Annotated in this window: 18 protein-coding genes and 1 pseudogene; 4 read left to right on the top strand and 15 right to left on the bottom strand. The window is 41.9% G+C overall.

From position 1 onward, the window contains the following. The 7 genes and pseudogenes from NI461_RS05070 to NI461_RS05040 form a co-directional block, all read right to left on the bottom strand. A pseudogene (locus tag NI461_RS05070) lies at window positions 1-439 on the bottom strand (alkyl hydroperoxide reductase subunit F); the annotation flags it as partial. A gap of 216 nt (window positions 440-655) precedes the next feature. Further along, the gene (locus tag NI461_RS05065; RefSeq protein ID WP_151204658.1) at window positions 656-1,573 is read right to left on the bottom strand and encodes a hypothetical protein; all 918 of its coding nucleotides are present in this window, start codon (window positions 1,571-1,573) and stop codon (window positions 656-658) included. 37 nt (window positions 1,574-1,610) lie between these two features. Further along, a complete protein-coding gene (locus tag NI461_RS05060; RefSeq protein WP_253156717.1) occupies window positions 1,611-2,744 on the bottom strand; it encodes a toxic anion resistance protein in 1,134 nt (377 codons plus the stop codon). A 16-nt stretch (window positions 2,745-2,760) separates the two neighbouring features. Continuing rightward, window positions 2,761-3,552: a tellurium resistance protein gene (locus NI461_RS05055; protein ID WP_151206404.1), complete on the bottom strand. Its 792-nt coding sequence runs from the start codon at window positions 3,550-3,552 to the stop codon at window positions 2,761-2,763. Between the two features lie 294 nt (window positions 3,553-3,846). Next, window positions 3,847-4,251 carry a nucleoside diphosphate kinase regulator gene (gene rnk / locus NI461_RS05050; RefSeq protein WP_151204661.1) on the bottom strand — a complete coding sequence of 135 codons (405 nt, stop codon included), beginning with the start codon at window positions 4,249-4,251 and terminating at the stop codon, window positions 3,847-3,849. A 303-nt stretch (window positions 4,252-4,554) separates the two neighbouring features. Beyond that, window positions 4,555-5,808, bottom strand: coding sequence for a serine hydroxymethyltransferase (gene glyA, locus NI461_RS05045; protein ID WP_151204662.1), 1,254 nt, complete (start codon window positions 5,806-5,808; stop codon window positions 4,555-4,557). A gap of 153 nt (window positions 5,809-5,961) precedes the next feature. Next, window positions 5,962-7,209 carry an alpha/beta fold hydrolase gene (locus NI461_RS05040; protein WP_253156715.1) on the bottom strand — a complete coding sequence of 416 codons (1,248 nt, stop codon included), beginning with the start codon at window positions 7,207-7,209 and terminating at the stop codon, window positions 5,962-5,964. Between the two features lie 331 nt (window positions 7,210-7,540). On the opposite strand from NI461_RS05040, the gene NI461_RS05035 reads away from it, so the two are divergent. The 3 genes from NI461_RS05035 to NI461_RS05025 all read left to right on the top strand — a co-directional run bounded on the left by NI461_RS05035 (window position 7,541) and on the right by NI461_RS05025 (window position 9,569). Next, complete coding sequence (locus NI461_RS05035) at window positions 7,541-8,239, top strand: exonuclease domain-containing protein (RefSeq protein WP_253156713.1); 699 nt, start codon at window positions 7,541-7,543, stop codon at window positions 8,237-8,239. 96 nt (window positions 8,240-8,335) lie between these two features. After that, on the top strand, window positions 8,336-9,001 hold the full coding sequence (locus NI461_RS05030) for a hypothetical protein (RefSeq protein WP_253156705.1): 666 nt from the start codon (window positions 8,336-8,338) through the stop codon (window positions 8,999-9,001). A gap of 217 nt (window positions 9,002-9,218) precedes the next feature. After that, on the top strand, window positions 9,219-9,569 hold the full coding sequence (locus tag NI461_RS05025) for a hypothetical protein (protein WP_253156702.1): 351 nt from the start codon (window positions 9,219-9,221) through the stop codon (window positions 9,567-9,569). 216 nt (window positions 9,570-9,785) lie between these two features. Here NI461_RS05025 and NI461_RS05020 read toward each other — a convergent pair whose 3' ends face one another. After that, complete coding sequence (locus NI461_RS05020; protein WP_151204667.1) at window positions 9,786-9,998, bottom strand: hypothetical protein; 213 nt, start codon at window positions 9,996-9,998, stop codon at window positions 9,786-9,788. Between the two features lie 750 nt (window positions 9,999-10,748). Continuing rightward, complete coding sequence (locus tag NI461_RS05015; protein WP_151206600.1) at window positions 10,749-10,949, bottom strand: hypothetical protein; 201 nt, start codon at window positions 10,947-10,949, stop codon at window positions 10,749-10,751. 779 nt (window positions 10,950-11,728) lie between these two features. Between NI461_RS05015 and NI461_RS05010 the strand changes: the two genes are divergently transcribed. After that, window positions 11,729-13,300, top strand: coding sequence for a sensor domain-containing diguanylate cyclase (locus tag NI461_RS05010; protein ID WP_253156700.1), 1,572 nt, complete (start codon window positions 11,729-11,731; stop codon window positions 13,298-13,300). Window positions 13,301-13,411: 111 nt separating this feature from the next. Here the strand turns inward: NI461_RS05010 and NI461_RS05005 are convergent, their stop codons facing one another. From NI461_RS05005 to dsbG, 6 genes are all read right to left on the bottom strand, one after another. Beyond that, entirely contained in the window at window positions 13,412-14,326 is a 915-nt protein-coding gene (locus NI461_RS05005; protein ID WP_253156698.1) for a LysR family transcriptional regulator, read from the bottom strand. A gap of 471 nt (window positions 14,327-14,797) precedes the next feature. Beyond that, on the bottom strand, window positions 14,798-17,947 hold the full coding sequence (locus NI461_RS05000) for a CusA/CzcA family heavy metal efflux RND transporter (RefSeq protein ID WP_253156696.1): 3,150 nt from the start codon (window positions 17,945-17,947) through the stop codon (window positions 14,798-14,800). After that, window positions 17,937-19,175: an efflux RND transporter periplasmic adaptor subunit gene (locus NI461_RS04995; RefSeq protein WP_253156695.1), complete on the bottom strand. Its 1,239-nt coding sequence runs from the start codon at window positions 19,173-19,175 to the stop codon at window positions 17,937-17,939. Before NI461_RS04995 ends, NI461_RS05000 begins: the two co-directional genes overlap by 11 nt. A 1-nt stretch (window position 19,176) precedes the next feature. Further along, window positions 19,177-20,499, bottom strand: coding sequence for a TolC family protein (locus tag NI461_RS04990; protein WP_253156694.1), 1,323 nt, complete (start codon window positions 20,497-20,499; stop codon window positions 19,177-19,179). A gap of 47 nt (window positions 20,500-20,546) precedes the next feature. Then, window positions 20,547-20,954, bottom strand: coding sequence for a cation efflux protein, CzcI-like (locus NI461_RS04985; RefSeq protein WP_253156693.1), 408 nt, complete (start codon window positions 20,952-20,954; stop codon window positions 20,547-20,549). A 338-nt stretch (window positions 20,955-21,292) separates the two neighbouring features. After that, window positions 21,293-22,039 carry a thiol:disulfide interchange protein DsbG gene (gene dsbG / locus NI461_RS04980; RefSeq protein ID WP_262934039.1) on the bottom strand — a complete coding sequence of 249 codons (747 nt, stop codon included), beginning with the start codon at window positions 22,037-22,039 and terminating at the stop codon, window positions 21,293-21,295. Between the last annotated feature and the right edge of the window lie 13 nt (window positions 22,040-22,052).

Below are 22,052 nucleotides of genomic sequence, written 5' to 3'. Positions count from 1 at the left end.
CCGGGTTATAGATGGCAATCAGGTTGAGTGCCTGCACCACATCCGGACAGTTATGGCAGCTTAAAGAGACAAAGACATCGAAGTCAGACTGAATATTCAGGCTTTTAATATTAGCCAGCACCTCATCAGAGACTTTCGGGGCATAACCCGACGTTTGTAACAATGCCAGAATCAGGGAAGTGAACTCATGGCCCATTGGCAAACCTGCAAAGAACACCCGTGGCTGTTCACCGGCTTTGGCAATTCCAAAGCTGGGTACCCGCTTGTTCTGACCATCAAAACGGGCAGTCACTCGATCAGACAGAGCAGCAACTTCTTCCACCAGTTCTTTGATTTTGGCAGATTTATCCGATTGATCTAAAGTGGCTACCAGCTCAATAGGCGCTTCAAGGCGTTCAAGTAAGGTTTTGAGTTGGGCGGAAGTATTTTGATCCAACATTGCTAACATCTCCAAGGGAGTAAATCTTTATTTAATGACGCTATTTTAAGTCAAATAACAAAATAGAGGAAACAGTTTGTTTTTATATTAATGATCGTTTTTTTAGATCAAAATATCAGGATACGTTTTTTTCAGTTGAGTATGGAAGTTCTAGGTTTCGCATGATTTATTCCCAATAAAAAGACAAAAATGCGCCTGATACGACGCATTTTTTATTTAGAACATTCGCTGTTCAATCTTTAAGGAACGGTTTTTGATGAGATGGGCCAAGAAAAATAAAATCAGGCTCAATAGGGCGGATAAAATCGCAACCGCAATAATAACGATATGAGCAAATTGACTCAGCTGCTCGGCCTGCTGTACCTGAGTAGACACACTCTTTGCCAGCGGTGTCAGACTTTTACCATAAACCTGCTGTTGCATGGTCCAGATTTGCTCGGGTTTAAAACCATATTGCTCAAATTTGGCATCCTGCTTTTCTGCCTCAACCAGATTCAACACATAGGGTTTGGCCGCCGACAAATCTACGGGTTTATGCAATAGTGCAGTTTGGGCAAGTAAATAAGATTTTACTGGGCCTGCAATATCGGCATCTGTAAGATAACGTGCAATTTCACTGTCCTTAAGATTGCTATCGTAATAGACCACCTGCTTATAGGCATCAGCACGATCACTTTTCAGGTCATGCTGCCAATAACTCAGACCTGACCAGATCAGAATAAAAGCAATCAGCCAGCCCACAAACTTCAGCACAAAGGACTGGAAACGCACAAAAAAGAAACGGAACTTTTTGAGCAAACCGATCACAAAAAATGCGCCAATAAAGGAAGCAAAAGTTTTGAGAATCAGCCAGCCAAACCAGCTCAGCAGACTAAAAAAATAATCCGGGCTATCGCCAATACTTGCTAAATTGGCATCTACACTGACCGGTAAATGCAATTGCTGAATCTGGGTAGTCAGACCAAAAAAGCCATAAACCAGTTCTTGCTGAAAGAACAGGCCAACCACTGAGGCGATAAATATAGTCGAGCTGGTTAGCCCTAACAGCATCAAATTACGTTGACGCTTTTTTAAAGCCACTACCCCTTGCTGGATGTCACGAGGTTTTAGCACATAGTCTTCTACGGGAGGCAAGCTCTACTCCTTCATAGATCAAAGCCTCACATCTGTTTTAGTCATACTTTGATCCGCTGCTACTTGATTCAATCACCAATTGATTCAGATTATCCTGTAACGCCTTTAAACGCAGCGTAGCTTCGTTGCGTTTCTGTACACCTTCCTGTTGAATCTGAATCACATCATTCACAGTTTTAATGAGGGTATTTTGCACATGTTCAAGCGTTTCAATATCAATCACCGAGCGCTGATTGGCTTTTGCGGTATCCACTGAGTTCTGATGCAACAGGTCAGCATTACGGCGTAACAGTTCATTGGTCGCATCATCAATGGTATTGGCCAGCTGCACACTGTTCTTTTGCTCATTCAAGGAGATGGCCAGACTGATCTGGTTTTTCCAGGCTGGCAAGGTAATATTTTTAATGGCGTAAAATTTATCTACCAGCATCAGGTTGTTGGACTGGATAATCCGGATCATCGGCAAGGTTTGCATGGCAGACTGTTGCAGGACCTGTAAATCACTGATGCGTTTTTCCAGATTATTGGCCAAATGATTCAGGTCATAAATCTTCTGGGTGGTATTCTGATCCTGTTCTAATGCAGTCAGTTGCGCGATTTCCTGCTGCAACTCCTGTTCACGTAAACGCCCGGCTGCAATATGAATCCCCAGCTGTTTATATTCATCCTGCACGCCATCAAACATTTTATCCAGCGTATCGACGCGTGCTTTCAGGCCAGACTGAGACGTTTCGATTTCCTTGACCAAAACATCAATCTGTTCTTTGGTAGTATTGAAATGGGTATCAAAATTACCTTTCACCCCTTTAAATTTGCTAATGATATTGCCCAGAAAACCTGAACTTTTTCTTTTATTTAAAATGCTGCTGGTATTGAGCTGCTGCGCCACTTGTACGACCTGATTCAGCTTTTGGCCAGTCGCATCCAGGTCTTTATTTTGCACCAGATTCAGCAGCTCATCGGTATAGCTCGAGGTTTTACTGGCAATATTCTTGCCATATTCAGCCACAGTGTTATGACTCATTTGCTGCAGCTCTTTACGTACTGCCAAAACTTCCTGAAAGTCTGCAGGCTGCAAGCCGAGCTCTCTAAGATTCATTTGCTGAAATTTTTCTTCGGCCAGTTCAGTAGAGCTTTCGGCAGGTAAATTTACTACATCAGATTTGGTCATGGTTCACCTTATATTGTTATGTATCCGAGGGCTTCTCGAGTGATTTTTTTAACGTTTTAATCAGCCGGTTGCGGCTATTATCAAGTTTTTCCAGATCGCTTGTCGAGTGTTTCATCTGGCTTTGTTTGACATGATATTGCCAAGCCGGGATCAGCACTTGCTGTGCTTCCTTAAACCGGTCTAGCAAAGTATAAGACAGCTGCTGGGAAAGCTGCATCTGGGTAATGGCAATATCATTACTACTTTGCAGCGTACGCAAAGTATGCACTTTTTTAGAAAGCCGTTCTGAAAAATTATCCAGAGGATGCTGGTTCTGCACAAACTGCGGATATTCTGACAAAAACTCTTCTGCTGCCAGAATATGTCTGGCCATCTGTTCACGCAAACCCAGCAACTGCTGAAAACGCGCCTGAGATTTCTGAATCTCGACCTGTAGCTTGGTACTCAAATGAGCGGCTTGATCCAGCAAGGCATCCAGTTTTTTATAATATTCAATCTGACTGGAACCATAATCCAGATCCACCCCCAACCATTTTTGCAGGGCATTAAATTTACGCTTTTTCAGATATTTTTTTGACTCAGAAAGCATCTGAATCAACTGCTCAATGGTTTGGCTCAGTTGCCGGGTTAAATGAGGATCAACACCATTTAATAAAACAGATTGAGCCTGGATAAGCGGCTCCGCATAATGATTCAATTTATACTGATCATTCAGAAGAGGTACAAGTTCATTACGCTTGATCTTCAGCACCTGAGCAGGATCAATCGGCATGTCAGTCAAGGCTGGTAAAGCTTCAAATCTAGACATGAGCGTAGGTCTATCCTTTCTTAACAATGGGTATAGGGGGATATATTGAATGTAACAAAGAAAGAAGCAGAATTGTGTTTATTTATCCAGAAATTCGTTACAGCGCTTTAACTAAATTCATGTTTTATCTTTATTTTATTATGGTCTTATCAAGCTGGCACAGCGCGTCTACTTATCGTCAGCAAAGTAAAAAATATGTTTTAACTGCATCAAAACCAAGGCTTTTCTCCTTAAAAAATAAAACAGTTATAAAAAAGCCATATCACTATGGCTCTTTCTGCAACCCATCCAGAATTATAAAAAATCGCCTTCGCGTTCTGGCTGATACAGCACTTTTTCAATTTTCACTTTCATCATATGACCGTCGGGCTGTGGCCATTCAATGGTCTGCCCTTCAGCCAAACCTAAAATCGCAGTTCCTACAGGTGCGACCACATTAAGCTGACCTTTTTCACCTTTAAACTCGTGCGGGTAAACCAAGGTAATTTCTACAGACTCGGTAGATGGTGCAATCGTCAATAATACGCGAGCATGCATCGTAACGATATTGCTTGGAATCTCATCCGGCTTCATGACTTCTGCACGTGCCAGTTCATCTTCCAGCGACATCATGGTCTCGCTAAGCTTCATCTGATTATCCAGCATCGTTTCCAGACGATGCAGATCCTGTTCAGATATTATAATCACTGGTTTATCCATCTTAATTACCTTGTTAAACAAATAAGTGAAGAATCTATAAAATTGAAAAAAATATATTCAACGATTTTTTTAATAGTGATTTGAAATATATCTATCAAGTTCAGGACCACATAACAAGCATAATTATGTCGTCTCGAGCATTTTTTAAATCACCGGATTAAAAGCTTGCAGCCACTTCCCTAGTAGCAGGTTGAATTCTTCAGAAAAAGGAAAGTCCAATCACGTTTAAAAGATACAGGAAATAAAAAAATTTCCCTAATAAAAAAAGCCCCCTTGAGAAGGGGGGCTTTTCTCAAGTCAGACTTATTTTGCGTACACAGGGAATTTCGCGCAAACAGCTGCAACTTTTTCTTTCACTGTATTAATCACAGCCTCGTCACCTTTGCTGTCCAGGATATCTGCAATCCAGCCAGCCAGGTCACGAACTTCTGCTTCACCGAAACCACGAGTGGTTACTGCAGGTGTACCAATACGGATACCTGAAGTTACGAATGGAGAACGTGGATCGTTTGGTACAGAGTTTTTGTTCACAGTAATGTGAGCCGCACCTAACCAGGCATCAGCATCTTTACCGGTGATGTCTTGTTTGATTAAAGATAACAAGAAAAGGTGATTTTCAGTACCACCAGATACTACATCATAACCACGTGCGATTAATACTTCAGCCATTGCTTTAGCATTTACCACAACCTGTTGTTGATATTCCTTGTATTCAGGTGCCATTGCTTCTTTAAAGCAAATCGCTTTAGCCGCTATCGCGTGAACTAAAGGACCACCTTGGTTGCCCGGGAATACCGCAGATTGTAGTTTTTTCTCGATTTCTTCATTGGCTTTTGCAAGGATTAAACCTGAGCGCGGGCCACGAAGTGTTTTATGCGTAGTCGTCGTAGTTACGTCAGCAATTTGTACCGGGCTTGGGTAAACACCCGCCGCAACCAGACCTGCAACATGCGCCATGTCGACAAACAGGTAAGCGCCAACTTTATCCGCGATTTCACGGAAACGCTGCCAGTCCACGATTTGGCTATATGCAGAGAAACCCGCCACGATCATGCGTGGTTTGTGTTCTACCGCCAAACGTTCAACTTCTTCGTAATCGATTTCGCCAGTTTCCGGGTTTAAACCGTATTGAATCGCGTTATATGTTTTACCAGAGAAGCTAACTTTTGCACCATGAGTCAAGTGACCACCGTGAGCCAAGCTCATACCCAGAACGGTGTCGCCCGGGTTAAGCAGTGCAAGGTAAACCGCAGAGTTGGCTTGTGAGCCGGCATGTGGCTGTACGTTAGCATAATCAGCACCAAAGAGTTCTTTAGCACGGTCAATGGCCAATTGTTCAATTACGTCTACATATTCGCAACCGCCATAGTAGCGTTTGCCTGGGTAGCCTTCCGCATATTTGTTAGTCAGTTTTGAACCTTGTGCTTCCATAACTGCTGGTGAGCAGTAGTTTTCTGAAGCGATTAGCTCAATATGAGCTTCTTGACGAGCATCTTCTTGCGAAATTGCTTGAGCTAATTCTGGATCAAAGTCAGCAATAGAGATATTGGCAAACATTAGCGAGGTCCTATTAATTTAGGGCTTTTAAGCCGTGCTAAGATTGGCGCGTATTGTAGCATGAAGTTTGAGATTTTCGATCATGAACTTTATGCAGTTTGCAATAAAAATGGCTCATACCTAAAAAACATGAGCCATTCAGATAAAAATAAGTTATTGAATTGGCATTAGAGATTTCACATCTGAAATAATACTAGGAATATTCAGTGCATAGACACTACTATGATCCCATTTAGTCGCATTTGACTCATCCGTAATATAACGTACTGAAGTTTGTTTCTGCTTGGCAAATGCAACTAAAACATCTGTTGCTGCTTTAGGAACGGTACTATCTGCTGAACCCTGATAAATAATCACTGGCGTAGAAACTTTAACAAGTAAAGGCTGAGAATCTTTTTCCAAAAAGTTCTTTACGACTGGAATACCCATAAAGTTAGTTTGAGTACGAGGATAATTATTTACTGAGTTATTATTTGATTGTGCATAAGCATACATTGCTCTACCAAACTTCTGACCTAATACATCATAGCAATCAGTTTCTGCATTTTTCGCAATTTCATCGGTTGGCGTTTTAAAAATCTGGCTATATTGCAGATTCGGGTTCGGGTTACGCAAACCGGCAGTAATCAGTGCAGTAAAGGTATCTAAAGACGCTAAAGTTCCAATTTTTTTATCCAGATTTGTTTCTTGTCCTGCCTGTTGTTCACCTCCTGTCAAAATCAGATTGAAATTTGAAGCCGGTGCTAAAGCTACCGTACCTTTATAGGTCATCTTAGAAGCACGAGCTGCATATTGCGCAGCACCTAAAGCTGCCTGGCCACCTTGAGAATGCCCTACAGCAACCCATTGACTGGATGCTTGTGGACCTAAATAATTTCGTGCAGCCACCACCGCATCAGTAATAGAATAAGCTTCACTTTTCAGATTCAAGAAAGGATGAAGTTCTTTTCCACTCGGCTCTCCCAAACCTTCATAGTCAGGTGCCACTACAATATAGCCAGCTTGGAGAAACCCGCCAATCATGGCTTTAATATAATCATTCAGCGCTTTGCGACTCGGCGCACACTGATCAGCTACACCGGTAGTTCCATGTGCCCATGCCACAATTGGCCAGCCTGTAGCTGGAGGTGTTCCCGCGGGTGTAAAAACTAATGCAGTAGCTTGTGTTTCCTTACCATTAATTCCTAACATCTTATAAGTCATGATCACACTTTCGTCAGCGATCCCGGAGAAATCTGTCTGAGTGTAGGCTATAGGTGTGGCCACGACTGGATTATCGATATTATTTACTGGAATAGCAGGTTTGGACTCGTAAAAATGATCATTATCACTATCATCGTTACAAGCAGTTAAGGCTACACTTAATGTGAGAAGAGCACAGGTCAATACTTGACGTTTCATCGATCTTATCCTTATCTTATTTATTATCATCTCTAATGAGTTTTTCTGGTTTTATCTTTAATAAACAATAAAACCACATATAATTTCCCAACTTATCTAAACAATATCAAGCAAAGAATGCGTTATTTTTTCTATTAAATTCGCGCCAGTTTAGATTTATGATGAAATCAGCAAACTTTAAAATAGAGAGTTTCTCCTCTCCAGAACCATACAAATAGTCGTCATAAGTTAAAAAGCTTGCAATTAATACAGAAATAAAGCAATTCGATTGTCAGTTGCAAAATAATAATGTTAGATTTTACTCTCCTCTCTTTTCAGGAACATTTCCGACATGCAGGCCATTATTCTCGATACTGAAACCCACACCCTGAATGGTCAACCGATTGAAATCGCCTATGCGCCTGTAGAGATTGTAGACCATAAACTCAGTCTGGATAAAAGCCGACTGTTTGATCAGTTATATTCATGTGATGAGCCGATTTCTTTTGCAGCGATGGCTGTGCATCATATTTTACAATCTGATCTGGATGGACAGCCACATTACAGCAGCTTCGAGCTTCCAACAGAAACCACTTATATTATCGGGCATAATATTGATTACGATATTCGTGCTCTGGAAAAATGTGGTGTAGATTCATCCAATATTAAAGCTATTTGTACCCTTGCCCTTGCTCGTCGGGTCTGGCCAGAGGCAGAAGCCCACAATATTTCCGCACTCATTTATATGATTACCAAAGGTAGTGAACGGGCCCGTGAGATGATTCGTAAAGCGCATCGCGCAGATATGGATATCATTCTTACCGCAAATATTCTGATGCATATTGTGCATCACCTGAAAATTAACAGTCTGGAAGAACTGTATGCCGCTTCAGAAGATGCCCGTATTCCGCGCAGCATTAATTTTGGCAAGCATCGGGGTACAGCGATTGCGGAATTACCAGCGGACTATGTGCAATGGTTATTACGCCAGGATGAACTCGATCCTTATTTACGTAAAGCGCTGGAAAATGCAGCTATGCTGACTTTATAACCATCAGCTAATCCTCAAAAGCGTAATATATCCTTAATATCATTGTAATTTTCACCTTCTATGCTGGTGCTTATTTAAGCAGAAGATAGATCAAGGATGTTACTTTTTAATAAGACTCAACGTGGGATGGATGTGTTACAGAATCGGTCCCTTCCCCTCACCGCACGTCAGCGCCAACTATTAGTGTTAATCGGTAGCCAAGCTTTTGACTCCTTAAATGAAGCTTCCAGACTGCATATTGCCCGTCCTGAATTATTGCTGCAGCTCTGTCAAATGGGCTTAATCACGCCGGCCGACAAGCAGGCTGTCACTCAACATCAGACCGGAACTCTTCCAGAAGCCGGAACAAAAGTAGGTTTGACAGAATCCGAGATTCATTACCGACCTTTAAGTCCTTCTCATTCCCGAGTGGCTAATGATCATGCTCTTCTATCGATAAATGAAGTGGCGACTCCTGATGACCCGATCGCCCCTTTAGAAAACTTGAATAAAAGCGCTGAAATTCTCCTTCCTGAACTACAGGCACTTTCATTTGAAGATCTGAAATATATGATGATGGATAGTTTGCAAAAACATTGTGGTTTAATGGCTAAAGAGCAAATTCAACATATTTTAAATGCTTCGAATATCCAGCATTTAAAACGCTGTCAGATGCGATGGATTACCACATTACAAGAAAGTCGAATCCATCCCCAAGAGTTAAATTATAAATTGCAGCAGATTAATTTGAGTTATCAAAAACTCCAGTCTACTGTTGATTAAGACTATGACAGGATCCCCTATCATTTAGTCTTTTAATCTCTTAACTCATCCTTCAAAGCAATCAGATTTAAGTGAGACAAGAATATATATTTTTGATTTTATTTAGTAATTATTTTAAGAGCAAATTCAAATGCTCAAAACCCATACTTAAGCGTGATAGAAAAAACAGTTATTTACCCGCATATAACCAAGGTTTACATCCAGTTGGATCAGCTATATGCAATATTATCTAGAATTTGATGCCTTCGACAATCCAATGCAGCTCAGTAAAGTAGGACACTGGGTCATCACTTTTATGAGTCCGCCTGAAGAAATAGAACATATCGTACTCGCTATTAGCTCTGTATTGCCACGGCAGCTCTGTGAGCACTTGCAACCACGCCGGGTGCTGATCCAGAAAAGCCAGATCAAGCACCATTGGCTAATACAGGGTATTGAATGTTTTGATAGCACGCTTCAGCAGGAACTCCTCCTGCGCGCCGAACAGGCTACGGCACAACATATTCTAAGCACTATTTTAAAAGAATTTGAAAAATATGAGGTTAATGTCCAGCTTAAATCTTTTTAATTGAAGATTGATTAAAATCAAAGCGCAAATTTGAACTGCTGGATGGAATATGATTTTATAGGTTTTAAACTAAATACTGGCTCACCTGATTTCTGTAAAACCTTCTTATACCAAATAAAAAACTCACCCTTATAGTGAGTTTTTTATTTCATCCAAGGTGCTAAGCTTAGAGCTCTAACGCAAACTATTGGAGACATGAGATATGTACTCCATTTATTATTCAACTACCCGGTAAATACAACTGGACTGCTGACTTTCAAATAATAGCTCAATGCTTGGTAAAATCTTCTCGCCCTCTACCACAATATGATCAATTTTTTTAACCAGATCTGTAGGAGCTTGATAATCTGTAAGTGAGCGCAATAAGGCTTTGGCATCAATAATTTTACTATATTGATCTTTAACCTTGATATCTATCATCTTTGACATATTATTTCCCTCTTTTATTTTCCTAAGGTTTTTATAACACACTCGAACTGGCTGTTAAGCCTAAAAATGTTAGCGAATTTGGCAATGTAAACTTATTTAAACAGGAAAAAGTATAGCGAATCATTCTTTTAAAATAGGTTAACTTGTATGACAAAAATTAAAAAAATCTAATTAAAAAAGCTCGCATTTCTGCGAGCTCTGTGTTGGATGGCTAGTGCTAGATTTATTGTTTAATGTTAGACATCAAACTCAACTAACTGTCATTGATCCGTCCAACTAATTGGTAGCGTCGTTTGTTTTTTGACCTACCGTGAAGTTAATATAACACTCTTTTTTAAGGCTACAATAGCCTTTTACACTTCACCAAAAACAGCAATACAAGATTTTAATTGTGAATTTTTAAAAACGGATTATTATATTTCTGGTCTATTTTAAAGTCTATTTCTGGCTCTTATTCACGCGATGCCAGACACAGAAGTATCAACTGATTAGTTGATTACAACACTAGCTATTTATTTGAAAATAAATATTTTTTTAAAACCGATATTCTTTCTATCATTTTCTTTGCTTATTCTTTACTGCTTTAAAATTTTCATTTTTTATCCATAAAAGACTGAATTGAGCCTTTATTCTGAAAAACCCTCTAATCATTTTAGCTTAGATACTTGCTTTGCGCGTCGAGAACAGACTCTTTAGTCCTGTGCTATTTTTAAACCCAATAAAAAGCCCAATATACAATTGGGCTTTTGCTTATTCATCAATTTCGATAGGTTCACCATTTTCAGGCCGTCTGTGCTGCTTCGCATCATCGGCAGGATCAACACTTGATCCATCTTTGGTAATCGTATTGTAGAGCTCATCTTCTTTTTTATCATCAATAAACTCTTCATCTTCAAAATTTAAAGGCTGTTCATCATCCTCGAAATTTAAAGGTCTTTCTTCCTGCTGAATATTTACAGGCATATTTTCATTTTCATCATTTATAGAGTTTTCATCTTCTTTCATGGCCTTTCATCCCTTATTAAAGTTGAAAAGATTATGCTCAAATAGTCAACAAAGTTATTCAATAGAGAAGCTTTAATATTTATGTAAGCTTATATAAAATTTCTTATTCTAAAAGATAACACTTCATCCTAAAAAATCATTTAAGGAGGGTTGTAATAGTAGAAGGATGAACCAGCTTAGCCACAAGCATCGTTACACTAATGTTAGTTTGATGGTCGATCACGATAGCAATTCGATTGGTGCAACAATCCGCTGTCACTGGCCGACCCAAGGCAATCATTCGCACAATTTCAGTATATGCCTTTGATTTAATGTCTGTTTGGCTTAATTTCTTTGCTTGCTCGTTGTATGGTCTGATCTGCCTTACAGGTTTTCATTGGAGTTGAATGCTGTGGTGTCTCATTTTCAGGAGTGTGAGCACAAGTTGTTCAAAGGGCACTAAAAAAAACAAACAATATCGGATTAAGCCTGTTCATCTATTTTGCATAAGTTCTGTACTTCATATAAAGGCAGGTAGAGCAATCAGAATCAAAACCATTGCAATATTTGTAAAACGTGGAGAAAATTGGAGACGCTACTATAAAAAAACCTCAAGGTGATGAAAACTCGTCACCTTAAATAATCCGCCTTTTGCTAGATAGAAATTTTATTGTTGTTTTTCTTTAAACTTGCAAGAAAAATACAATACAATACGTATCATTACACTTAAATATAATTCTTTTTTCATGCTAATTTATAAATTTAGAAAGCGCCTCGATCTGAATTTAAGAAAGTTAATACTTTTATTAGCGATTTTTAGTGTCTCTACACTTTTTATTATTTCTCTAATTATCAGCTATCAGATTGTCACAAACCAGCTGATCAGCAACTCACTGGCCTTAAACTCGAATTATGCCAATAAAGTATCTTTAAATACCAATAACTACTTTAAAAACATGCTGCTTGAGCTTGAATACAGTTCTAAAGTTTTAAGTCAAAACTTCGCTAGCCATGAACTGAGAGAGAGTGAAACCAACCGGTTAAAATATCAGTCTGATCACTATAATAGCGTGGTCATTAGTGATCCTCAGGGAAGGCTAATTAACTATTCCCCAAATGTACTTAATATTGATAAAAATCAAATACAGAATACTCCTGGGGTGTTAAATTCCCTAAATAAAAAATCAGCCTATATTTCCTCGCCTTATTATTCTGTTAAAAATAATATGATTGTATTTATTTCTCAGCCTATTTTTGATGGCTCAAATGCTTATAAGGGTTTTATTGGTTCAGCCATTTATCTCAGAGAGAAGAATATTATTAATAAAGTTTTAACAACGAATCATAATTATAAAAATAGTTATATTTATGTGATTAACCATAAAAATGAAATTATTTTTCATCCTGATGCGAATAGAATCGGGCAGACGGCAACAGGTAATACCGGCATAGACTATATGCATACCCATAAAAATGGTCAGATCCGTTTAATCAATAGTCAAGGCATAGATAATCTGGCTGGCTTTTCCCATATTCCGGTTACAGACTGGATTGTGGTATCGCAACAGCCTACTCATGAATTGCTCAAACAGGCAAATTCGATACTTTATAAACTGGCAGCGGCCTTCTTTTTCTTCTATGTGCTCATATTTTATATCGTCTGGAAATTATCGAATTATATTGCCTCACCTTTAAATCAACTGGCCAATATGGCAGGTTTATTAAATCAGCCTGAAATAAGCTCCAAAATTAAAGAGATCAAGCCTTGGTATTATGAGGTCACCAAATTTAAATTTTCCCTCTTGTCCAGTATGCGAAAATTTTCCCAGCAAATTACCCAGATGGATAATCATATTAATACCGATCCTTTAACCGGGCTGATGAACCGCCGTGGAATGAATGACTTCATTACCCAAAAAATAAATACCGCTACCCCTTTCTCGATACTTCTGATTGATGTCGATCATTTTAAAAAAGTGAATGATACCTATGGTCATGATCAGGGAGATATTGTTTTAAAGCAGGTTGCCTGTCTGATGCAACAAAAATTTCGGAAAGATGATCTGTGCTGTCGATATGGCGGTGAAGAATTTATCATTATTATACCAAACAGTAATCCGCAACAGGTTTATGAAAGTGCCGAGCGCTTCCGTAAAGAAGTCGAAGCGCATAAAATTGACAATATCGGCAATATAACGATTTCTATGGGGATTGCGTCCTGGCCACTTAGTTCTAATAATATTCAGGAAGTTTTTAAAATAGCTGATAACAATTTATATAAAGCTAAAAATGAGGGACGCAATTGTGTATGTTTCTGATTTTATATGTTTGGTCTTTTCTGCTTCATAAATGGAAGATTTATTTATATCCAAATATTTATAATATGATCATCAGCCTTGAACAATACAATGCTGACGATCATAGGATACTTAGTAGTAGGTTACTCTCTTTTTCGAAAAGCGTTCGAGCTGCTTTAAGAAGCCTTCAAAATAATCTTTTTCTTTTTCCTCGCTGCGATAACCCGCATATAAAGTACGACGCAAACCTGCAGGTGCTACACAATCCAAACGACGTGAAGTTACCCAGCCCTTCTGCTCGTATTCATTGACCACCCAATCTGGCAACGCTGCAATACCCCGGCCGCTGGCCACCAGCTGAATAAGCATTTGGGTCAAATCCGTGGTACGGATCTGCTTGGGTAAAATATTGGCAGGAATAAAAAGACGCGACATGATGTCCAGACGGTGCTTATCGACAGGATAAGTCACCAGAGTTTCTTCAGCCAGCTCTTGTACCGTAATCTCTTTGGCGCGTACCAAGGGATGCGTATTGGAGAGCACCAGCCGGGATTCATATTCAAAAATTGGAAAGTATTCGATCCCTTTGAGTGCAATCGGATCGGCGGTAATCAGCAGATCAAACTCCCCGGTCTGTAATAATTCATGCGGATTCGCCTCAAAACCTGAAGCAAAATCCAGATCGACGTCAGGATATTGCATACGGTATTGATTCAATAAAGGCATTAACCAGTCAAAACAGCTATGACATTCTGAAGAGAAAATGATTCTTCCGGTCTGCCCATGCACAATACGGCTAATATCACTCTGAGCAATTTGCACTTGTGGAAGAATTTCATCAGCCAGTTTCAGCAACCGCTGCCCAACATTAGAAAAACTCACAGGGCGACTACGGCGGTTAACCACTTCGACGCCAAACCATTGATCAAGCTCACGCAACTGATGCGATAGAGCCGATGGGGTTAGGCACAGGTCCCCCGCTGCTGCAACGAGCGAGCCATGCTCTCGTAAAACGGTCAGTGTTTTTAAATGTCGTAGTTCTAGCATGCGTAATACCCAAAATATAAAAATGGCTTATTTCCTTCTGGAAATAACTGAGCCCTTCCGATCTGGTTTAATTTAAATCATCTTAAAATAAAATCAATGAATTTTTCTCACTTTAAATAATGGGATGATAGTTTTAATAAAATCTCTCCGGTTTTAAACAGCAGCTATCGCATGATCACACTAATCCCTATTCAGGGTTATCCCTACATCCATATTAAATATGCGCTGAAATTTACCCAAGGACCATACTGATTCGCCACAGAAAACCTCAATCGAAGCCTGATCTTTTTATAAAACAAGTTATTCATGTGAAGTGAAATATCCAGACATCGCTAAATAGATATATTGCCTAACGAGGTACAGGACATGAACAGCCATTCTGCTTAGGGCAGCACACAGTAAAATAGAAGACTCAGGACAATTCTAGAATCATCCTGAGTATGGTGATTTCATTTTTTCATAGACTGGTCATCAGGCATCACGATTTTGTCTGGAATGATTCATCCAGCGATACAGTACCGGTAACAACACCAATGTCAGTAAAGTAGAGGAAATAATTCCGCCAATCACCACTGTCGCTAGCGGTCTTTGTACTTCGGCCCCTGTACCGGTAGCCAGTGCCATCGGCACAAAACCCAGTGAGGCAACACAGGCAGTCATCAGTACTGGTCTGAGCCTTAAGATTGCCCCCTGCCATACCGCTTCATGCAAGGAATATTGATCTCTTAATTCCTTGATAAAGGTCAACATGACCAGCCCATTCAACACTGCAACCCCAGAGAGGGCAATAAAGCCAATTCCTGCTGACATTGAAAGGGGAATATCGCGCAGCCATAAAAACAGTACGCCGCCTGTCAGAGCAAATGGAACACCGGTAAACACCAGCAGACTTTCCCTGACGTTGTGAAAGACGGCCATAAGTAAAATAAAAATCGTAATTAAGGCCAATGGAATTACGATTTGCATTCGGGCCTTGGCTGAAGCCAGATTTTCAAACTGTCCACCATATTCAATCCAGTAACCGCTGGGCAAATTGTATTCTTTGAGCCGGGCTTGCAGCTCAGAGACAAAAGAACCTAAATCACGGCCTTCAACATTTGTTGTGACCACAATTCGACGTTTACCATTTTCCCGACTGACCTGATTAATGCCTTCAATGGTCGAAACCTGTGCAATATCAGAGAGCACAATACTGCCCCCATTGGCAAGTTGTAAGGGCAATTGCGCAACAGCTGCGACATTACGCTCCTGATCACTCAGGCGGATGACAAAATCAAAACGGCGGTCTCCTTCCAGAATCTCTCCGACACTGCGCCCGCCAATACTGGCAGCCACCACATCCTGAATAGATCTGACACTGAGTCCATATTGGGCAGCCAGAGCTTTATCAATTTCAATATTGAGTAAAGGCAGACCTGAGGTTTGCTCCACTTGCACTGCGCTACTGCCTGCAATCTGCTGAATAATTTTGGCGATTTTTTCAGCTTCGCTATTGAGCAGCTGCATATCATCACCAAAAACCTTCACTCCGACATCACTACGCACTCCGGAAATCAGCTCATTAAAACGCAGTTCAATCGGCTGAGAAAACTCGCTGTTATTTCCCGGTAGTGTGGCAAGATAAGCGACCATTCGAGTTCTCAGCTCATCAATGGTCTCTTTCGGATTAGGCCATTCTTCATGCGGTTTCAACATGATATAGCCATCGGAAATATTCGGTGGCATCACATCGGTAGCCACCTCAGCTGTACCGGTACGGGCAAATACCGTTTTAATTTCCGGAAAATTTTTCAGTAACAGTTTTTCGGTATTTTCCTGCATGCGCAAGGATTCTTCCAGCCCCGTACTAGGTGAGCGTAACTGCTGTACGGCAAAATCCCCTTCGCTTAATTGTGGTGCAAACTCGCTGCCAATTTTAGTGGCAAGCAAACCCGTCAGTACCAACAGGCAAATCGCAAAGGTCAACACCACGGCCTTATAGTGATAAGCACCATCCAGCACGTTTTGATAGCGGGTCTTGAGCCAGATCATCCAGCGGCTTTCTGTTTCCTGAATATCTCCCTTTACCCATAGCGCCACTGCCGCAGGTACAAAAGTAATGGACAGGATGATGGCAGCCACCAGCGCCAATACCACCGTTAAAGCCATAGGATGAAACAGTTTTGCTTCTACACCACTTAAAGCAAAAATCGGCAGATAGACCACCAAAATGATTAACTGGCCAAAGATCAGGGGACGGCGTGCCTGTCGTGCCGCCAGAAAAACTTCCTTAAAGCGTTCACTTTGACTAAGAGGACGTTTGAGCAGTTGCTGGGCATGGGCCAAGCGGCGAATACAGTTTTCAACAATTACCACGGCTCCATCGACAATGATGCCAAAATCAAGAGCGCCCAGACTCATCAGGTTGGCACTGATATTTTTTTGTGCCATCCCGGTTAAGGTAAACAGCATCGACAATGGAATAACGCAGGCGGTAATTAAAGCTGCTCGAATATTTCCCAAGAACAGAAACAGGATGATGATGACCAGAATGGCCCCTTCCAGCAGGTTTTTCTGTACGGTCTGAATGGCTTTTTCAACCAGTGTGGTACGGTCATACACCGTTTCAATACTGATCCCTTTAGGCAGGCTGCTCTGCACCTCCTGAATCTTGGCATGCACCGCCTGAGAAACCGTCCGGCTATTTTCTCCCATTGCCATCATGGCAATGCCCAGCACCGTTTCCTCACCATTATAAGTGGCGCCACCGGTTCTTAAATCATGTCCAATAGCTACCTGGGCAATATCTCCGACCCGAATCGGATCGCCATTTGGGCTGGCGATCATGGTATTTTCAATATCAGAGAGTTGGTTGAGTGTACCCGGTACACGTACCGTCAACTGCTGCCCATTGTCCTCAATGAATCCAGCTCCCCGGTTTTCATTATTCTCCTGCAATGTTTGCTGAAGCTGGTCTAATGAGATTTTCAGCTGCTGCATACGGTTCAGATCAGGCGACACCACATACGTTTTTTCAAAGCCGCCTATGCTGTTCACCTCTGCAACACCCTGCACACGCTGCAATTGAGGACGCACAATCCAGTCCTGAATCTCGCGTAAATCCATCGCCGTATATGCACTTCCATCCGGCTTTCTGGCATTCGGGTCGGCTTTAAGTACCCATTGATAAATCTCTCCCAGACCTGTGGAAACGGGAGACATGGTCGGGGCAATTTGCGCAGGCAGTTCAGACTGGACTTCCTGTACCCGCTGGTTGATCTGCTGACGGGCCCAATAAATATCGGTGCCATCTTTAAAAACGACAGTAACCTGCGATAAGCCATAACGCGAAATGGAACGGGTCAGTTCCAGATCAGGAATCCCGGCCATGGCATTTTCAATGGGATAGGTAATCCGCTGTTCGACTTCAAGCGCCGTAAACCCATTCGCCTGAGTATTGATTTGAACCTGGGTATTGGTAATGTCAGGTACCGCATCAATTGGTAATTTCTGATAGCTGTAAATCCCGACTGCAATCCAGGTACAGGCAAAGAGAATGACCCAAATGGCATTTTGAATCGAGAACTGGATGATTCGTTCAAACAGTCCTTCTGCTTTGGGCAGATCAGAATTAGTGTTCATGGCCTGCCTCATCTTTTTCCAGTTCAGATTTCAGCAAGAAACTGCCTTGGCTAATATACTTTTGCCCTTCACTCAGACCCGAAATCACTTCCAGCCATTCGCCATCACTGGAAACTTGTCCAAGTACGACGTGCTGGACCTTTAAATGCACCTGATCTTTTTCTTGCGACTCAACAATGAAAATACTGTCCTCGCCTTCAATCTGTTGCAGTGCAGATTTTTGAATACGCAACGCAGTTTTTGCAGATGGTTCGCTAATCAGCACATTCACCAGGACATTCGGCCGCAGTTCGTCAGCTTGGACATTCAGCTTGGCGCGTACCACCAGACGCCCGGTTTGCACATCGGCTTGAGGGCTTAAGCTTTGAATGACGGCGGTATAGCTTTGCTCGGAGCCATTGCTCTTAAAAGCAATCGTTTGGCCTGGTTGCAACTGGCCTGGAAACTGATTTGGCAGATTAAATTCAAGCCATAAGTCTTTTAACTGTTCAATCACAAATAACTGGTCGGCCAGCTGGACATTTTCACCGACCACAATATCCTTCTGGCTGATCACGCCCGAGATTGGTGCTCGAATCAGAAAACGGCCATTATTATTGCCACTTGCGCCCAAAGCATTTAAACGTGCCTTGGCAGATTGCACACTAATCTGGGCCTGACGATAGGCGCTTTCGGCACGCTGGTAATCCTGTTTTGCTGATATTCCCTGTGACCAGAGCTGCTGTTCACGCTGATATTCCTGACGGGCCAGTTCCAGAGTGGCTTCCGCCATTCTCAGATTCGCCTGCTGATCGATCAGCTCAGGTACAGAAAGTACCGCCAGTATTTGCCCTTTTTTTACATTCTGTCCTAAAGCCACATTTACCTGCTCGACATGACCACTAAAGTTCGGAGAAATATGTGCCTGCTGGTCGGTATTGACCATCAACCGGCCGGGCAATGTGGTCAGCTTTTCAACCATCCCGGTAGATACCACCGCAATTTTCAGGCCTTGCTCGGCCATTTGTTGGGCGGTCAGCTGTATTGCTCCATGTTCGCCTTCCTCTGCATGCGCTTCATCAGAATCCTCTGCATGCGCATGTTGACCATGATCTTCCTCATGCGCATGTGGATCAGAGGGAGTATTTTTGCTGTTAAACCAGATCGCGATGCCGACCAGAATCGTCACCCCAATCAAAATCACAATCATGAGAGGCTGGGATAATTTTCCATTTTGCTTCATGTTCATTTTATCGCGCCCCTGCATTGATTAAATTTTGTGATACGGCAATGGCATTTTTATTCAGCTGGGTATGAGCATCTGAACGGCTGATCTCCTCATAGCTGGTGCCGATACTGAGCGCCTCAGCAGTCAGGGCACTTTGCCAGGCCTGACGCAGAATTTGTAATTGTCCTAAACGGAGGTTTTGCAGCTGAGTAGTCGCCTGCTGGACATCTGTAGTAGATAGTTTTCCTGCCTGAAAACCTTGCAAGGTACGGCTGTGAACTTTACTTGACAAGGCAATCTGTTCAGTCGTTGCATCAAACTGACTGCGCAAGCCTTTCAGCTGATGCATGCCATTGGCAATATCCAGGATTTGCTGCTTCAGCTCCTGTTGTTGCTGTTGATTGAGTAAGATCTGTTGCTGCTGGGCCATAGGAATCGTATATTGCTGACGATTAAAAATATTCAGCGGCACATCAACGCCCAGTACTAAAACCGTTTCATTATTTTCATCCGGCGACTTGCTACGATTCATTCCCACATTCAAGGTCGGGTTCGGACGCGCCTGCACTTTTAAGTTTTCAATCTGATTGTTCGACTGCTGGAGATTCAAGGCATACAGCTTTTCCAGCCAGCCTTGTGCAATATAACGCTGTACCACTTGCTCACTGTGCTCCGGCCAAGGCCCCCCCTTTTTATTCGGCTGAATAGCTGCGGTGGTTTCTCCCCACAAATTAGAGAGCTGACGCTCAGCCACCTGCTGATTCAAAAGCGCTTGCTGATACAGCCGTTTTACATCTAGCGCTTCAATCTGGGCACGTTCAAAATCGACCAGTGCAATACTGCCCGCCTGATAACGCTTCTGGGCACTGTCCAGATTAGCTTTACTTACGGTTAATTGTGAGGCATAGACAGACTGTTCAACCTGAGCAAGCAGCAATTGTGACCAGGCAAATTTCACAATCAGCTGGCTTTGTGCTTGCCATAATTGCTGCTGTAACTGGATTTGCTGATTTGAGGTCTGTGCCATACGCTGCTTCAGCTTACGCTCGCCAAAAAGGTCTAGCGGCTGGCTGATGCCAATACTGAATTCCTGCTCCTGATCTGAACCAAATCCGGACTTTTCGAGGCTTAAACTTGGATTTTGCCATAACCGGCTCTGCTGAATATTCAGTTTAGAAACTTGCTGGCCTTGTTGCCACAACTGATCCTGAGCCTGATAGTTTTGTACTTTTGCTAAAGCCGATTCAAAACTGTTGACCGTTTCAGCAGAACTATACTGCACGCAGACTGCACAGACAGCGACCACCAGATAACGGCTCAAGAATGCCATTTTTTGTAAAGACATAATTTTCCCACTTATTGAAATAATAACAGTGGTGGGAATATTTTAGGCTACCCCACCTTTAGCGGGGAAAATTCGGGAGGCGGGCTTTGCTGAAAAAGATCCGGTGCCTGATAGCTGTTTTTCCAATAAAACTCGGGAATTACCTGAGTCTCGAACACGGGCAAAACAATTATAACTTTTGCATCTTGCACCAATAAATGTGTCATCGATGGTAAATGATCCTGATGATCTTCACCCAGTTCAAAATCGTTCCCGATTTGCTTTAAATGATCTAGCTGCGAATGATACGAAGGTTGTCGGTTATCACTGGTACACAAAGTATTTTGATGGTGACCGAAATGATAACGCTGTAGCGATGCCTGTTCTTCATGGGCACAAAAGGCTGCTGCCACATTCCAAAGACTTTGGAACATGAACAATCCAACCAAGACTGTAATCCATGTTGCAAGACGCATAAGAAAGCCAGATAAAGCGATTCATCTGCCATTATAGAGCCTATCCTCTGTCTATCAAGACTTTACTCCATTCAATTTAGATAGAATAAGTAGCTTAACTCACCTAGACACTCGGATTGGCTGAATATTTTTATACCTGCTGGATTATAAACAAGCCAGCTTTGGAGCGGACTTACACTGCCTGTTCAAAGCTCCATCAGACCTGTCAATCATCCAGGTTGATCAGGCTCAATCCTGGATTTTTGTAGTTTACCTGCTCTGAAATTTCAAACCGAAATAGCCCTTATCTTGCCCATGCTGATCCAGCACCCAGCTACCGACAGTTTCGATTGAGGACTTTATTTCTCAAAAATTTCTTTTAAATCACGCGGCATGCCTTGGGCAGATTTAAATTCTCCTTTACTATCGCGCCACACCATAGACGGCGTTGAGAAAAACCCATATTTCTCCATCAAGCCTTCATTAAAGTCAATTTTTTCTGCAATTTCTTTAGGAATGCTGCTCGCCGGTTTCAAGCGATTCTTGGCCTTATCCGCATTCATCTTGGCAAACACGGCGGCCGGATCTTTGGACTTCAACAAGGTGGCAATCTGAGCCCGACTTTCTTCACGGATCACCCCGACCTGAATATGACGTAACTGGACTTTGCCGGATTGAACCCATGGACGTGCCTCTCGCCAAAGTTGATAACAATAAGGACAATTAGGATCTGAAAATACATAGACAATACGTGGCGCTGTTTTTTGCCCATCCTGAATCCAGGTGGCTTTTTCCAGAGTCTTCCACACATCATCCAGAACTGCCTGTTTGGCATGTTGATTCATGGCTTCAATTGACAGGTTTTCTCCTTTGGCATTATATAAATCACCCTGGATGTAATACTTCTGGTCATTAGAAATAAATACCGTTCCAGGATGCTGATTGCTATGCCCGACCCAACCGGTCATACCGCTGGGTGCAGGAATTTGCTTCACAAACTGAAAGCCTTCCTGCGTAATCTGTGTTTTAAGGTCTATCGCGGCTGAAGCAAAGGCTGTACTGCCTGCGAGCAACATAAAAATAAACGTGCGTTGTGTCAGTCTCATCATAAAATTCACC

It is taken from the genome of Acinetobacter sp. S4400-12, assembly GCF_024129495.1.
Classification (GTDB): Bacteria; Pseudomonadota; Gammaproteobacteria; order Pseudomonadales; family Moraxellaceae; genus Acinetobacter; species Acinetobacter lwoffii_C.
The sequence above is the reverse complement of the archived record's forward strand: the minus strand, read 5'-3'. Positions and strand labels throughout refer to the sequence as shown.

What these genes read in the sequence shown, in the direction of transcription:
- NI461_RS05035 (WP_253156713.1), top strand. Translation starts at nt 7,541, where the DNA reads ATGCAGGCCATTATTCTCGATACTGAAACCCACACCCTGAATGGTCAA.
- NI461_RS04995 (WP_253156695.1), bottom strand. Translation starts at nt 19,175, where the DNA reads ATGAACATGAAGCAAAATGGAAAATTATCCCAGCCTCTCATGATTGTG.
- NI461_RS05055 (WP_151206404.1), bottom strand. Translation starts at nt 3,552, where the DNA reads ATGTCTAGATTTGAAGCTTTACCAGCCTTGACTGACATGCCGATTGAT.
- NI461_RS05025 (WP_253156702.1), top strand. Translation starts at nt 9,219, where the DNA reads ATGCAATATTATCTAGAATTTGATGCCTTCGACAATCCAATGCAGCTC.
- NI461_RS04985 (WP_253156693.1), bottom strand. Translation starts at nt 20,954, where the DNA reads ATGCGTCTTGCAACATGGATTACAGTCTTGGTTGGATTGTTCATGTTC.
- rnk (WP_151204661.1), bottom strand. Translation starts at nt 4,251, where the DNA reads ATGGATAAACCAGTGATTATAATATCTGAACAGGATCTGCATCGTCTG.
- glyA (WP_151204662.1), bottom strand. Translation starts at nt 5,808, where the DNA reads ATGTTTGCCAATATCTCTATTGCTGACTTTGATCCAGAATTAGCTCAA.
- NI461_RS05005 (WP_253156698.1), bottom strand. Translation starts at nt 14,326, where the DNA reads ATGCTAGAACTACGACATTTAAAAACACTGACCGTTTTACGAGAGCAT.
- NI461_RS05060 (WP_253156717.1), bottom strand. Translation starts at nt 2,744, where the DNA reads ATGACCAAATCTGATGTAGTAAATTTACCTGCCGAAAGCTCTACTGAA.
- NI461_RS05000 (WP_253156696.1), bottom strand. Translation starts at nt 17,947, where the DNA reads ATGAACACTAATTCTGATCTGCCCAAAGCAGAAGGACTGTTTGAACGA.
- NI461_RS05010 (WP_253156700.1), top strand. Translation starts at nt 11,729, where the DNA reads ATGCTAATTTATAAATTTAGAAAGCGCCTCGATCTGAATTTAAGAAAG.
- NI461_RS05020 (WP_151204667.1), bottom strand. Translation starts at nt 9,998, where the DNA reads ATGTCAAAGATGATAGATATCAAGGTTAAAGATCAATATAGTAAAATT.
- NI461_RS05030 (WP_253156705.1), top strand. Translation starts at nt 8,336, where the DNA reads ATGTTACTTTTTAATAAGACTCAACGTGGGATGGATGTGTTACAGAAT.
- NI461_RS04990 (WP_253156694.1), bottom strand. Translation starts at nt 20,499, where the DNA reads ATGTCTTTACAAAAAATGGCATTCTTGAGCCGTTATCTGGTGGTCGCT.
- NI461_RS05040 (WP_253156715.1), bottom strand. Translation starts at nt 7,209, where the DNA reads ATGAAACGTCAAGTATTGACCTGTGCTCTTCTCACATTAAGTGTAGCC.
- dsbG (WP_262934039.1), bottom strand. Translation starts at nt 22,039, where the DNA reads ATGAGACTGACACAACGCACGTTTATTTTTATGTTGCTCGCAGGCAGT.